13 protein-coding genes are annotated in these 14,552 nt (G+C 29.1%); all 13 read right to left on the bottom strand.

The genetic code is table 11. The features are described 5' to 3' along the window. Window positions 1-193: 193 nt before the first annotated feature. Entirely contained in the window at window positions 194-1,864 is a 1,671-nt protein-coding gene (gene lonB, locus COL3_RS25940; RefSeq protein ID WP_008425582.1) for an ATP-dependent protease LonB, read from the bottom strand. Between the two features lie 312 nt (window positions 1,865-2,176). Beyond that, window positions 2,177-3,466, bottom strand: a complete 1,290-nt coding sequence (clpX, locus tag COL3_RS25945; RefSeq protein WP_008425580.1) for an ATP-dependent Clp protease ATP-binding subunit ClpX — start codon at window positions 3,464-3,466, stop codon at window positions 2,177-2,179. Window positions 3,467-3,505: 39 nt separating this feature from the next. Beyond that, a complete protein-coding gene (gene clpP / locus COL3_RS25950) occupies window positions 3,506-4,105 on the bottom strand; it encodes an ATP-dependent Clp endopeptidase proteolytic subunit ClpP (protein WP_008425578.1) in 600 nt (199 codons plus the stop codon). A gap of 153 nt (window positions 4,106-4,258) precedes the next feature. Then, window positions 4,259-5,542, bottom strand: a complete 1,284-nt coding sequence (gene tig, locus COL3_RS25955) for a trigger factor (protein ID WP_008425576.1) — start codon at window positions 5,540-5,542, stop codon at window positions 4,259-4,261. A 95-nt stretch (window positions 5,543-5,637) separates the two neighbouring features. Continuing rightward, window positions 5,638-6,459: a hypothetical protein gene (locus COL3_RS25960; RefSeq protein WP_008425574.1), complete on the bottom strand. Its 822-nt coding sequence runs from the start codon at window positions 6,457-6,459 to the stop codon at window positions 5,638-5,640. Between the two features lie 128 nt (window positions 6,460-6,587). Next, entirely contained in the window at window positions 6,588-6,782 is a 195-nt protein-coding gene (locus COL3_RS25965; RefSeq protein WP_008425571.1) for a hypothetical protein, read from the bottom strand. A gap of 440 nt (window positions 6,783-7,222) precedes the next feature. Continuing rightward, window positions 7,223-10,426, bottom strand: a complete 3,204-nt coding sequence (locus tag COL3_RS25970; RefSeq protein WP_008425568.1) for a tetratricopeptide repeat-containing diguanylate cyclase — start codon at window positions 10,424-10,426, stop codon at window positions 7,223-7,225. Window positions 10,427-10,740: 314 nt separating this feature from the next. Beyond that, complete coding sequence (gene hisE, locus COL3_RS25975; RefSeq protein WP_008425565.1) at window positions 10,741-11,067, bottom strand: phosphoribosyl-ATP diphosphatase; 327 nt, start codon at window positions 11,065-11,067, stop codon at window positions 10,741-10,743. Window positions 11,068-11,123: 56 nt separating this feature from the next. Beyond that, window positions 11,124-11,453: a phosphoribosyl-AMP cyclohydrolase gene (gene hisI / locus COL3_RS25980; RefSeq protein WP_008425563.1), complete on the bottom strand. Its 330-nt coding sequence runs from the start codon at window positions 11,451-11,453 to the stop codon at window positions 11,124-11,126. A gap of 139 nt (window positions 11,454-11,592) precedes the next feature. After that, a complete protein-coding gene (gene hisF, locus COL3_RS25985; RefSeq protein WP_008425560.1) occupies window positions 11,593-12,354 on the bottom strand; it encodes an imidazole glycerol phosphate synthase subunit HisF in 762 nt (253 codons plus the stop codon). A gap of 4 nt (window positions 12,355-12,358) precedes the next feature. Further along, window positions 12,359-13,081, bottom strand: a complete 723-nt coding sequence (gene hisA, locus COL3_RS25990) for a 1-(5-phosphoribosyl)-5-[(5-phosphoribosylamino)methylideneamino]imidazole-4-carboxamide isomerase (RefSeq protein WP_008425558.1) — start codon at window positions 13,079-13,081, stop codon at window positions 12,359-12,361. Further along, window positions 13,078-13,698: an imidazole glycerol phosphate synthase subunit HisH gene (gene hisH, locus COL3_RS25995; protein WP_008425555.1), complete on the bottom strand. Its 621-nt coding sequence runs from the start codon at window positions 13,696-13,698 to the stop codon at window positions 13,078-13,080. Before hisH ends, hisA begins: the two co-directional genes overlap by 4 nt. A 238-nt stretch (window positions 13,699-13,936) precedes the next feature. Next, window positions 13,937-14,524, bottom strand: coding sequence for an imidazoleglycerol-phosphate dehydratase HisB (gene hisB, locus COL3_RS26000; RefSeq protein ID WP_008425552.1), 588 nt, complete (start codon window positions 14,522-14,524; stop codon window positions 13,937-13,939). Between the last annotated feature and the right edge of the window lie 28 nt (window positions 14,525-14,552).

Raw genomic sequence — 14,552 nt, forward strand, 5'->3', positions numbered from 1 at the left:
ATGAGCAGAGAACCCAAATCTATGATTTGGTGTGAATCGCTTACTCAGCGAGCGTAGCGAGTCGAGCTTCCCATGATGGAAAATAGGCTGGCAAATGGACTTGTTACTTATTTGATTGTGCCTTAATATATAATATACGCTATAGTATATTATATATTAATTTTAGAATACCTTTAAATTACGTGAATGAACTTTATAATTTTATATTACCTTCGGCTGATAATATTTCTCTATCATTTTCGCAAGTAATTTCCTTGTCCTCGAGAGCAATTTTTATTACCTCTCTAAAATTTGATACTGGAATTATGTTTATTTCACATAATTCATTTAAGCTTTCATCATAATTATCTTGCGGAATAATTACTTTTTGTGCACCTGCTTTAAAAGCTGCAGTTATCTTTGCTTTTACGCCTCCTATAGCTTTAACAGCTCCTAATATGCTTATCTCACCAGTCATTGCAACAAATTTATTCACTTTCTGCTTTGTTATTGCACTGTATATTGCAGTTGCAATACTTATCCCTGCTGATGGGCCATCAACTGGCATACCTCCAGGTATATTAACATGTATATCATATTTATCACTGCATAAATCAAATAGATTATCTAAAACGGTAAGTACATTTTGTACTGATGCATAAGCTGTACTTTTCATCTTTATCTTCTTATTATTAGTAGTAATTTCTTCTTCCTCAACTATTCCTGTTACCTTAAGCTCTCCTCTTCTTTCCGTAACTCTCTTACAACTAACTTCAAGTGGCATTAACATACCAATATTGGCACCATATACCGCTAATCCATTTACAACTCCCACCTTTGATTTAACTGGGATTTTATTATCAACGATCTTATTATACTGGCCATTTTCTAATACCCATTTAATATCTTCTAATATTATTTCTTTTCTTTTTTCATTTATTGCAATACCAGAAGCCAATTGAATTAAATTTAATACTTCTCTACCGTTAGTACAATATTTACTCACTTCTTTAATTCCATCATCTGTAATTTCAAGCCCGACCTTATTAACACAATTTTCTGCAATTTTCTCTATTTCCTCAGGCGACAATGCCCTAAAAAATATTTCTACACACCTAGATCTTATTGCTGGTATTATCTCTTCAGGTGACCTTGTTGTTGCTCCAATTAATCTAAAATCTGCAGGAAGGCCATTCTCAAATACTTCCTTTATGTACTTAGGCATATTTGCATCCTCAGAACTATAATACGAACTATCTAAAAATACTTTTCTATCTTCTAATACTTTTAAGAGTTTATTTAATTCAATTGGATGAAGTTCTCCAATTTCATCTAAAAATAGTATTCCACCATGAGCCTTAGTTACTGCACCAGGTTTTGGTTGAGGAATTCCAGCAATACCCAACGAACCAGCTCCTTGATATATTGGATCATGAACTGATCCGATAAGTGGATCAGCTATTCCTCTTTCATCAAATCTCAAAGTAGTTGCATCTATTTCAACAAACTTTGATTTTTCTGTAAATGGTGATAGAGTTGATTTGCACGCTTCTTCTAATACTAATCGTGCAGCTGCAGTTTTGCCCACTCCTGGAGGACCATAAATTATGACATGTTGAGGATTAGGTCCACATAGAGCTGCCTTCAAAGCTTTTATCCCCTTTTCTTGACCTATTATTTCATCAAATGTTGAAGGTCTGCTCTTTTCTGTTAAAGGCTTAGATAAGCTTATCTGTCTTAGTTTATTCAAATTATTCAACTCTTTAGTACTCTCTCTATCAATTACAATCTCTCTATTTCTTTGGGGTTTGTTTATTGCATTACACATAACATAAACCATAAGTATAAGAACTATTATTTGAAAAATCATTAATATATTTGCCATATCTTTATAATATATTTACATTTAATAATAAACCAACTATATTTTATGATTTATTACACTAATCGTAAATATATTTTTCCTCCTTTTATTATTGCTAATAGTATTATTTGCTTAATATTGCAAATATATTCTTGATTTATAAATATATTTAAGAATAACCATATTATTTTGTAAATTCTAGAATTCAATTCTAGAATTTTATTCATTTGGGCTATCAAGTTGATAATATATTTGTTCTTGTAATTTTATTAGTAAACACATAAAATAAACCAGCATGAAATCATATGCTGGTTTATTTTGAATTTATAAAAATTATGCTGATTCAATATCTTTTTTAGTTCTAGCTTTAACTAAAGTAGGTCGAATTTTACCTTCTTCTACTCTTTCAATCTTAGGCGCTTTTTTATCTTTAATAGCATCTTCAGTTATAGTAACCTTTGTTATTCTATTATCAGAAGGTATTTCATACATAACTTCATTCATAATATCTTCTATAATGGCTCTTAGTCCTCTAGCACCTGTTTCTCTGCTTATAGCCTCTTCTGCAATTGCATTTAAAGAATTATCATCAAATTCTAATTTAACATCATCAAGCTCAAATAATTTCTTATATTGCTTTACAAGAGCGTTTTTAGGTTTAGTTAAAATTTGAATTAATGCATCTTTATCTAAAGATTCTAATGTAACAAGTATTGGAAGCCTCCCAACAAATTCTGGAATCAAACCAAATTTCAATAGATCTGCAGGCATAATTTCTTTAAGCAAGCTTCCAACATCTTTTTCGTTTTTAGCTTGGATTTTTGCGCCAAATCCCATTGAACTTTTTCTTGTTCTATTCTCAATTATTTTATCTACTCCATCAAAAGCTCCACCACAAATAAATAATATATTAGAAGTATTTATTTGTATGAATTCTTGATGAGGATGCTTTCTTCCGCCTTGAGGAGGAACTGAGGCAACTGTTCCTTCTAATATTTTTAATAGTGCTTGCTGAACACCTTCTCCTGATACATCACGAGTAATAGATGGATTTTCTGATTTTCTTGCAATCTTATCTATTTCATCAATATATATTATTCCTCTTTCAGCTTTCTCTACATCATAATCAGCATTTTGTATTAATTTAAGAAGAATATTTTCTACATCTTCTCCAACATACCCTGCTTCAGTTAATGTTGTAGCATCAGCTATTGCAAAAGGTACATTTAAAAATCTTGCTAAAGTTTGAGCAAGTAATGTTTTACCTGAACCTGTTGGACCTAGTAATAAAATATTGCTCTTAGATAATTCAACATCTATATCTTCTTTATTAGTATTAATTCTTTTATAATGATTATAAACTGCAACTGCTAAAGATTTTTTTGCTCTTTCTTGCCCAATAACATAAGAATCTAAATATTCTTTAATTTCATTTGGTTTTGGGACACTTTTAGGATCAAAATCAACAGTTTCTTGGAATTCATCTGCAATAATTTCAGAACATAAATCAATACATTCATCACAAATATATACTCCTGGCCCTGCAATCAATCTTTTTACTTGCTCTTGGGTCTTACCACAAAAAGAACACTTTAACTGTTTCTTTTCATCATACTTAGCCATATACTCACCTCACTTAATCAATAAATCAAAACTTTAATCTTATTTATCTTTTCCTATTTTATGATTAGTTATTACGTCATCTATTAATCCATAAGCTTTAGCTTCTTCAGCAGTCATGAAATTATCTCTTTCAACATCTGCTTTAATTGTTTCTAAAGGCTTACCTGTATTCTCACTTAAAATTCTATTTAAAGTATCTTTCATTTTTAATATTCTCTTTGCATGAATTTCAAAATCTGTTGCTTGACCTTGGAACCCGCCTAATGGTTGGTGTATCATAACTTCAGCATTTGGAAGTGCAAATCTCTTTCCTTTTGCTCCAGATGAAAGTAAAAACGCTCCCATAGAAGCTGCCATACCAATGCATATTGTTGAAACATCACATTTTATATATTGCATAGTATCATAAATTGCATTCCCAGCCGTTATTGATCCTCCTGGACTATTTATATATAAATAGATATCCTTATCAGGATCTTCACTTTCTAAAAAGATTAATTGTGCCACTATTAAATTAGCACTATCATCATTAACTTCACCACTTAACATAATTATTCTTTCTTTTAACAATCTAGAAAATATATCATAGGAGCGTTCTCCTCTACTTGTTTGCTCTACGACCATTGGAATTAATCCCATGTAAATCCTCCTTTAACTCTTATACTTTTCCCTAATTTTAATTATATCGTTATTTTATTAGTTTGTTAATTAGTATTTGAATAAATTGCCAGAAATTTTTATCCTGGCAATTATTAATTCATATACTTATTTTATATTATATCTCAAAATAAATTATTTGCAATTTTCTTTTATAAATTTAAGAGTATTCTCTAAAACTATATCTTTTTCAATCATATTCTTTTGAGATTTAGCTAAAATTTTAGCCATTTTTTCTGGATCTTTAGGTCCATATATTTTTCCAAGTTCTAAAGCTCTTGCGTTTATTTCTTCTTCAGTAGCCTTAATATCTTCTGCTTTAGCTATTGCTTCAAGAACTAAATCTGCTTTAACTTTTCTTTCAGCGTTTTCTTTCATGAATTCTCTCATTTTTTCAGTTGTATTACCAGTAAATTCCATGTATTGTTCTAAACTTAATCCTTGATATTTTAATCTTTGTTCAAGATCTTGCATCATAGAATCAATTTCTTTATCTACCATAACTTCAGGAATATCCATCTTAGAGTTTTCAATTGCAGCAGTAATAACAGCCTCTTCAAATTCTCTTTCAGCTTTTTCATCATTATTTTTTTCTAATGTCTTTTTAAGATTTTCTTTTAACTCTTCAAAAGAATCAACTGCAGAAACATCTTTAGCAAATTCATCATCTAATTCTGGTAATTCTTTAACTTTGATAGCCTTGATTTCAACTTCAAACATTGCAGGCTTTCCGTTTAATTCTTCTTTTCCATAAGCTTCTGGGAAAGTAACATTTACTTCTTTTTTATCCCCTACAGCTAAACCAATTAACTGATCTTCAAAGTTATCAATGAAAGTACCTGAACCGATTTCTAAAGAATAATCGCTTCCTTCTCCGCCTTCAAAAGCAACACCTTCTATGTATCCTTTAAAGTCAATAACAGCTATATCACCTTTTTCAATATTTCCTTCTTTTTTAGTTTCTATTCTAGCATTTTTTTCTTGCATATCTTTTATTTGCTTATCTATTTCACTAGCTTCAACTTCATAAACAGGTTTCTTTATATCTAAACCTTTATATTCACCTAATTCTATTTCAGGATAAGTAGTAACTGTTGCAGTATAAACTAATTCTTTACCTTCTCCTAATTCTACTACATCGATTTGTGGGTAGTCTACTGGTCTGATATTTTCAGTATTTAATGCTTCTGGATATGATTCTTCAATTGCAATGTTAACAGCATCATCATAGAAAACTTCTACTCCATAGAATTTTTTAACCATTGCCATCGGAACTTTTCCTTTTCTGAATCCTGGTATATTATATCTGCTCTTATTCTTATTATAAGCTTTTGATAATGCCGCATCAAATTTTTCAGCTTCAACCCTTATCTCTAATTTAATAACATTCGTTTCTATTTTTTCCACTTTAGCTTTCATTTTATTCTTTCCTCCTAAATAGTGTGCATCTAATTTAACTAAGTCATTATACCATAAACCTTTAAATCTTATCAAATAATTTATTATTATTATCTTTATTGAATATAATTTCCATTTACATCTATATAATATATCTTACCATCAACAGTAACTTTTATTCCTTTTTCTTCTTTGGTTCCGATTTGTATATTTGCGCCTGATAATTCCCAAAATATTTTATCTTCATTAGTTTTAACATTAGTCATCCACAAATATTGTTTTGTAGACGAACTTCCAAAATACGGCCTATTACTTACAAAAATCATATTGTCTTCATTTATAAATTTAGGATTTGCATTCCATAAATATTGTGGTTGAGTTTGCATAGTAGCTTCTTTTGTAAAAACACTCCCGCTAGTAGAAACGTATTGATCCTTTGATACTATTTTATTAGTACCATCATCTACATTATATAATGTAATTACTGAGTTTTTATCTGCTATAATCATTTGTTTTCCTGATGTACTAATATCAAAGCTTATGTCTTTATCAGAACTATCTAAAGTTTTAAATATCTTTCCACTATTAGTATCATTTATATAAATCGCTTTTGCAGCATTTCCACTTGCTAATGTAATATTTAGATATTCTTCTGCAGGCTTTTGCGGCTCTTCTTTTGCTTCTTCTTTATTTATAGTTCTGTCATTAACAGATTCCTTTTTTTCAACTTCACTTTTCTCTGAAACAGCAGTATTATCACTATCAATCCAGGCTTGTATATTCTTCTTAATATTCGAAAAATCGATAGGATAGTATACAACCTTAATTGCTAGTGCTGATATTACTAAAATTATAACAATTGAAGTCACTAAAATGTTTCTTCTTCTTCTCCTCATTTTCTTTTGATATTCTCTACTAAAAATACTTGGTTTTCCCAAAGATGGCCCCTCCAACTCTTTTTAATTTACTGCAAAATAATAAACATATTTATTATATATTATTCCTTTTCATAAATCTACAATATATTTCTTATATTTATATTAATAAAAACATAAATATAAAGCTATTACTTTTTGCAGCTATTTTTGTTCTTACATTTATCGCATTTACTTTTTTTTGTATCTCCTTTTAAGCAGCATCCTCCACACTGCAATAGTCCTTCTTTTCTTAATTCCTCTGGCGTAAGTTTATAAACATTTTCTGAGTATTCTTCATATTCTATTGTATTTTTTAATAAATCTTCTTTATAAATTTTAATCATATTTTTTCTCCTGTACATACTTCTTATTTTTTATGCTAATTATAATATATAATTCTTGTCTACTGTTAGAAGTTAATTTTAACATACCTATAAGATTCAGACTTTAAAGCCTATATTTAACTTTACCAATATATGATTTTATCATAACAAAATATATTATATAGTTTTTATTTTATGAATTTATTTTATAAAATAAAATTTTTGTTTGTTTTTACAAAATTTCTCAATCACCTTTTAGTTTTTAATGTCGTAATATAAAAAATCATTTGTTTTTTCATTAGTTTATTATATAATAAATTTAGTAATAAAATTTATGCCCATATACTTTACAGTATATTGCTGTAAAGTTTTATAAACCCACATTATTATATGTTCATTTACTCCCTTTCTCAAATGAACATACGAAAACCTGTACTATATCATACAGGTTTTCTTTTTACTTATCTAATATACTCATATCTGTTTTTGCCTAGCCTTTTAGCTTTATATAAACATTTATCTGCATTGTCTATAAATTCACTTATATTTAACTTTTCATTGAGATAACTATGTGAAATTCCAATAGAGCACGAAAGTAAATTTTTTGTAGGAATATCTATCTTACTTCCTAAAACTTTGTTAATTTTCTTTTTAAAACCATCTTCTGCCTCAAGTTTATCATAAATTTTTTTAACTACCTTTATTGCTTTTTTTTCATCGCATTCTTCAAGAAGTAATAAAAATTCGTCGCCACCATATCTAATGGCTGAACTTTTCTTAATTAATACGGTTTTTAAAATCTCCCCAAACCATATTAATACATAATCCCCTACTGTATGTCCAAAATTGTCATTGTAATATTTAAAATTATCTAAGTCTATATAGAATAAATACAGACTTGCATTATAGCTTTTAATATCATCTTTACTCGCCTCAATTAAATTAGACATTCTATTATAAAAATATTGTCTATTAAATAAGCCAGTAAGCATATCAGTTGATACACTTGCTATTAATTTTTCTTGAGTTTGTATTTTTTGAATTGTTTCGCTTAATTGTCTAATAACAATGTTAATTATTCTTAAATTTGAGGAATTTAAAATTATGTTATTATTTACCAAATCATTATCTATCTGAGTGGCGCATAAATACACTACTTTTAATTTATCATTCTTTATAATCGGAATATATATTAATGATTTTATCTTTTCACTAGTTATATCTTCTATATAGCTATTTAACTGCACATTTTCATTTGATACAAATGGTAATTTATAGTTACAAATAATTGATTCTAAATATTTAAGCCTATGGTTTAATATCTTCCTCTTATCGCTTGAATACATTATCTGTGGCGCATTATTATCATATAATATTAATAAAGAATAATGTAATGAAAATTTATTCTCCAATAAAGTTAAACAACTACTTATCATGTCCTCATTATTATCTGAAGATGCTAGTATTTCTTGAAAATTGTTAATAAAATTAATTTCTTCCACCTTATCATTTAATAGTCTAATAGAAGCTTCCTGCTTAGCGGCTTCACTTATCCATGTAAGCTCTGACAAATAACTTCCAAAATTATAGTTTTCACTTTCTTTACCCTGAAGTAAATTTAGATAATATTCCAAACAATTCTCTCTACAGTAATTGTACCCTCTACGTATAATGCTATCTGAATCAAGAAACTTTCCACATTTTATTAATAGCTGCTGATATTCCAAAGTAAATTTTGGATATAAACATTTTAACGACCCCTTAATTTTACAGAGGTGGAACCAAGCTTCTTGGAAAAATTCTTCTGCCTTATCTAACTTCCCTTCTTTTCTGAGCAGCAACCCTTGTGTAAAATTATTCAAAAAGTATTCATCATCATCCTCATAAAATTTATTTGGACTAATAACAGTCTGCATCTTAGATAAAAAAGAATAGCTTTTATATGAATTTCCTAAAAAAAAGTGGTTCAGTGCAATAATTCCGTATATTCTTGATAATGTTGTTAATCTTAGTCGTGATAATTTTAGTTCTTTGATTACTGATAATAAAATTTCTAATTGCTTTTCAGCCGAAATATAATCTGAGACCAATATTGCATTTATGCTTTTATTAACTAATGTAATACATATCTCATCAAAATTCCATTCAGTTTTTAAATGTTGAAGAGCTTTATCATAATATTTATTAGCATCTTTATATTTTCCAGCTGTTAAATAGTAATATCCAATGCCATTATAAGTTTGAGCCAATCTGAAATCATCCTTCATTTCTATTAATAGCTTCTCAACTTTTTCATAATATTGATTACTAACGTTATGAAAGCCATTAACAGCGTAGACAAGTGCAGTTTTTAAATGAGCAGATAAGATACAATTCTCATTTTTTAATTCTTCAGCCAAAGCATGGCCTTGATTATAATAATCTTCTCTCTGATCACTTGGCCCTCTAAAAGATAGTGAGTTAAAACTATGAGTCAGAAAATATGCCAATGAATTTTTCTTATTATACATCTTTGCCAAAGTAATGAATTCTTCTTCAAAACCCAAATTTTCTATGGTTGTCCTATATTTGCCCAACTCATTAATCCAAAAAAGTAATTCATATGCTTTAAGTTTTAAATAATTATTTTTAATTTTTATAGAAATTTTATAACTCTTTTTTGCAAATTCTTCTGCCGAACTGAATTCCCGTTTTAAAATATCTAACATTGATAATCTTTGATATGCTTTAATTTTCAAACGTTCATTATTTAATTCAACCGCTTTATTAAGTAGCAAATCATAATATATATATGCATTATGATAATCATCTTTCAATAAATATATATCACCCAATCTACTAAATATGGACTCCAATTCTTTATCTTCTATTAATCTTTCATTCTTTTTTATGACTTCATACCTTTTATTAAAACAGTAGAGTGCTTCATCTAGTGCTAAAAATTGATAATAATTTTCTCCGGCATTTAAAAAGTTAATCTCAGAGTCATTCTGACTACTTAGTACATTCTCTAATTCCTCATTCTTTTGATTGCTATCTACCTGTAATAATGAATATCCAGCTTCAACGGTCTCAATAAAGTTTTCAAACTCATCTTGCATTTCGCTCTTATAATATGTATAAGTACTAATAGTTAAAATAAATCGAAAATTATATGTTTTCTCATTCTCAACCAGCCATTTTAACCACTGCAACGAAGAGTATGGCATATAATTTATGTTCTCAAACAATACAAAAACTTTGCTCTCATCACTATATTTATTAAAGATATTGAAAAACGATTGGTACAGTTTATTTTTTTCATATTGATAATCGAAAGGAATCATTTCTTCCTCTCTAGATGCTAAGCCATTACTTATAAAACTGTAAAATACATTTCTTTGACTTGGATATATACTATTTGAATCTAGAAAATCCGATGCCGTTCCTCCTGATTTTATTAGTTCCTCTTTTATAAAGGATAAAAAGGGGTAAAAAGGTTCAAAAGAATAGTTTTTCTTTAAATTCATATAAAAGCACTTATCACTGAGATTTTTTTCTACTACATACTTATGAAATTCACTTAAAGATAAGTCGCTGCTCCCTTTTAATAGTATTATCTTATTATTTGATTCAACAATTGCATTCGATAAAAATGAAATCATATTTTCACTATTAATAAACATATGTTATCGTTTCCAAAAATATGTAATCTCTAGGACTTGCTAACATTTTTCAAGTTCTATTTAATCATAATTTCGGTAAACGCTCCCCCCTTTACTCATATACTGTATATCATTTGTGCAAAAAATAATATTAACCTGCTATTGTCTACCATTATAATGCTTAAAATATAATTTAACAATAATCAGTTGAATTTTACAGAAAATAAGTCTCAATATTATAAATATAAGAAAAAAGGATCGCTTTTAAAGCAATCCTTTATAATAATATTTTCAGTGAACATTTATAATCAAAAATCTACCGTTTTTAATACTAATTAAACCTCTGTAATAGGCTTTCTTTCACCTTTAAAATTATTAATTTTATTTCTTCTCTTTTCAAGCTCTGCAGATACTTCTTCAACAGAAATATTCATTTGAGCCATTAATACTAGTAAGTGATAGGTAAGATCACAAATTTCATTAATTTGTTCTTCTTTATTATCTTCCTTACAACTTATAATAACTTCTGTACATTCTTCCCCAACTTTTTTTAATATTTTATTGGTCCCTTTTTCAAAAAGATAATTTGTGTAAGACCCTTCTCCGCCTTCAATTTTCCTCTTAATAATTATATCATATAAAGCGCTTATATTCCCATCCATGTATTAATCCCTCCAACTTACTCAGTTAACAGTTAACTGTGAATATATATTTTATACTATAAATCTCTATAGAAGCAGCTAATGTTTCCTGTATGGCATGCTGCACCTACTTGTTCTACAAGCATTAAAATTGTATCATTATCGCAATCTATTTTTATTTCTTTCACATATTGAAAGTGTCCAGATGTTGCCCCTTTATTCCAAAGTTCATCTCTACTCCTACTATAAAACCATGTAGTTTTTTCTTCCAATGTCTTTTTCAGGCTTTCTTTTGACATATAAGCAAGCATTAATACTTCTTTAGTTTTATAATCTTGAACAATAGCAGGGATTAGTCCATTCCCCTTTTCAAAATCAACTTGCTCTACCCTTTTGCAATTTTCCATATTGAGCCCTCCTCATAGCCTTTAATTATTACATTACTGCTTTCTAAATCTTATATTTCATAAATAATTCATTTAATATAGTCTATCATAAATATTTATTCCAAACTATATTAATGAAGTATATTCTTAATATTAGCTATTAAAGACGTACTGCAATATTTCTATCTTTCAGATATTTTTTAACTTCATCGACAGTTAATTCCCCATAGTGGAAAAGCGAAGCCGCAAGAGCAGCATCTGCTATATTATTTTCAAAGACATCATAAAAGTCTTCTAGACATCCGCAGCCTCCCGATGCTATTACTGGAACGTTAGTTATATCACTTACTGCCTTCGTCAGCTCTAGATCAAACCCTTTTTTTGTCCCATCTGCATCCATTGATGTTAAAAGAATTTCCCCAGCTCCAAGTGATGTTGCCTCCTCAACCCATTTTAGCAAATCTATCCCAGTATCAATTCTTCCTCCATTTATTACAACATTCCAACCAGTATTGTCGGCTCTCCTTTTTGCATCAGCTGCTAGCACTATACATTGATTCCCGAAATAAAAAGCACCTTCTTTTATAAGGTTCTTATTTCTAACAGCAGCTGAATTTAAGCTTACCTTATCAGCACCAGCTCTAAGTATTGATTTTATATCCTCTAAGTTTTGAAGGCCCCCACCTACTGTAAAAGGAATAAATATTTTTTCAGCAACACTTTGAACGACCTTCTCCATTATACCTCTTTTTTCATGAGTAGCTGTAATATCTAAAAATACTAATTCATCTGCACCTTGCTTATTATAATACTCTGCAAGAGCAACAGGATCACCTACATCAACTAATCCTTCAAAGTTAATTCCCTTAACAACTCTACCTTCTTTCACATCTAGGCATGGAATAATTCTCTTTGTATGCATAATCCTATCTCCCTTCTTTAGAAACCTTTATTGCTTCTTCTAAAGATAATGTTTTAGCATATATTGCTTTGCCAGTAATTGCACCATATAAATCTATATCAATTAAATCTTTAATATTTTCAATATCTTTAATTCCACCTGAAGCTGTAATATCAATATTCACAGTTTCTTTTAATTTTTTAAGCATTTCCACATTAGGCCCTTCTAAAGTTCCATCCTTACTTATATCCGTAACAATTATATTCTTTACTCCCAAACTTTCCATTTTCTTAGCAAAATCTATATAATCCAAGTCACTTCCAGCAAGCCATCCTCTTCCATAAACTTTGCCATCTTTGCAATCTATACCAACTGCTATTTTATCACCGTATGTTTCTATAGCTTTCTTCAATAGCTCTTCATCTTCCATAGCTATAGTTCCTAGAATTACTCTTGCTACGCCATTATCCAATAAATATTTAATAGTCTCAAAGGATCTGATTCCTCCGCCAAGTTCTACTGGAATTTTAAGTTCTTTTGCAACTTTTATTACTAATTCATGATTTTGATTGCTGCCACTCTTTGCTCCATCTAAATCAACTAAATGTACGTATTCTGCACCCATATCTTCAAAGGATTTAGCTGTTTCAAATACATCTTCTGCTACTACTTCTTTTTTATTGTAATCACCCTGATATAATCTTACTGGCTTCCCATCAATTATATCAATTGCTGGTAAAATTATCATTTAATCAACTCCCCAAAATTTTTTAAGATGGTTAACCCTACAGATCCACTTTTTTCAGGATGAAATTGAGCTCCCATTACATTATTTTTTCTAACCACACCTGGAATCTTATTTTCCCCATATTCACTATAAGCAACTAAATCTTCATCATTATAATCTTGTGCAAAATATGAATGTACATAATAAACAAACTTGCCTTCTTCTATAGAATTAAACAGTTCATCTTTTTTGTTGTATATTAAGTTATTCCAGCCGATGTGAGGAATTTTTATATTTTTTTCCTTATCATCTTTCATTTTAACAATGTTACCTTTTAGCAAACTGAGCCCTTTTCTCTCCACGCCTTCATATCCGTTTTCAAATAATAATTGCATTCCAAGACATATTCCAAGAAGAGGTTTGTTTTTACCAACCTCTTCTTTAATTATCTTATCTAAAGATAATTTTTCAATAGTCTCCATAGCATCCGGAAAAGCTCCAACACCTGGTAATATTAGCGCTTTTGAGTTTCTTATATCTTCTATATCTGATGATATCTTATTTTCAAGACCGAGAAAATCAAGAGCATTCTTAACGCTCTTTAAATTTCCCATTCCATAATCTATTATAACTATCATTTAAACACCCCTTTATTCAGTTAACAGTTATAAATTAACAGTTAACAGTTGATGATGAAATGCTAAAGCATTTCTTTAATTTATTTTACGACTACTCCTACCCCAATTTACATTTATATAACATTTCTTATTTACAGCTGACAGTTAACATTCATTAAAATATTGAAATACATTTCTCAAATCCCCCAAGAGATTTGTTCCCCAACAGTTAACTGTGCACTGTTAACTGTAAACTGCATTAAAGGCTTCCTTTTGTAGATGGCACCCCATTTTCAGAACTTCTAAATTTAGCCTCTTTAATAGCTCTTCCAAAAGCTTTAAATAAAGCTTCTATTTTATGATGATCATTTTCACCATATAATACTTTTAAATGAAGTGTTATTCCCGCATTAAAAGCAAAGGCTCTAAAAAACTCAACTACCATTTCAGTAGCCATTTCTCCAACTTTTTCTCTTTTAAGGTCACAATCAAAAACTAAGAAAGGTCTATTACTAATATCTAATGATGCTAATGCTAAGGTTTCGTCCATTGGCACATAGAAAGTTCCATATCTATTTATTCCTGACTTATCTCCTATAGCTTCTTTAAAAGCTTCACCAAGAGTTATTCCAATATCTTCAATTGTATGATGATCACATATTTCTAAGTCACCTTTTGCAAATACCTTTAGATCAACTTTGCTGTTAAATGCAAATAAGTCGAGCATGTGATCAAAAAATCCAACTCCTGTATTTATTTCACTATTTCCGCTTCCATCTAAATTAATTTCTAACTTAATGCTTGTTTCTTTTGTTATTCTCTCTTTTTTTGAGCATCTATTTATCATATTAATCCCCCTTAAAGCTATAATTGCA

It is taken from the genome of Clostridium sp. LS (assembly GCF_002760435.1).
Classification (GTDB): Bacteria; Bacillota; Clostridia; order Clostridiales; family Clostridiaceae; genus Clostridium.

Bases quoted from the DNA above. Each gene is read 5' to 3' on its own strand.
- hisE (WP_008425565.1), bottom strand. From the start codon at position 11,067: ATGGATGGGAATATAAGCGCTTTATATGATATAATTATTAAGAGGAAA.
- clpX (WP_008425580.1), bottom strand. From the start codon at position 3,466: ATGGCTAAGTATGATGAAAAGAAACAGTTAAAGTGTTCTTTTTGTGGT.
- hisA (WP_008425558.1), bottom strand. From the start codon at position 13,081: ATGATAATTTTACCAGCAATTGATATAATTGATGGGAAGCCAGTAAGA.
- hisI (WP_008425563.1), bottom strand. From the start codon at position 11,453: ATGGAAAATTGCAAAAGGGTAGAGCAAGTTGATTTTGAAAAGGGGAAT.
- hisH (WP_008425555.1), bottom strand. From the start codon at position 13,698: ATGATAGTTATAATAGATTATGGAATGGGAAATTTAAAGAGCGTTAAG.
- hisB (WP_008425552.1), bottom strand. From the start codon at position 14,524: ATGATAAATAGATGCTCAAAAAAAGAGAGAATAACAAAAGAAACAAGC.
- lonB (WP_008425582.1), bottom strand. From the start codon at position 1,864: ATGGCAAATATATTAATGATTTTTCAAATAATAGTTCTTATACTTATG.
- hisF (WP_008425560.1), bottom strand. From the start codon at position 12,354: ATGCATACAAAGAGAATTATTCCATGCCTAGATGTGAAAGAAGGTAGA.
- tig (WP_008425576.1), bottom strand. From the start codon at position 5,542: ATGAAAGCTAAAGTGGAAAAAATAGAAACGAATGTTATTAAATTAGAG.
- COL3_RS25970 (WP_008425568.1), bottom strand. From the start codon at position 10,426: ATGTTTATTAATAGTGAAAATATGATTTCATTTTTATCGAATGCAATT.
- COL3_RS25965 (WP_008425571.1), bottom strand. From the start codon at position 6,782: ATGATTAAAATTTATAAAGAAGATTTATTAAAAAATACAATAGAATAT.
- clpP (WP_008425578.1), bottom strand. From the start codon at position 4,105: ATGGGATTAATTCCAATGGTCGTAGAGCAAACAAGTAGAGGAGAACGC.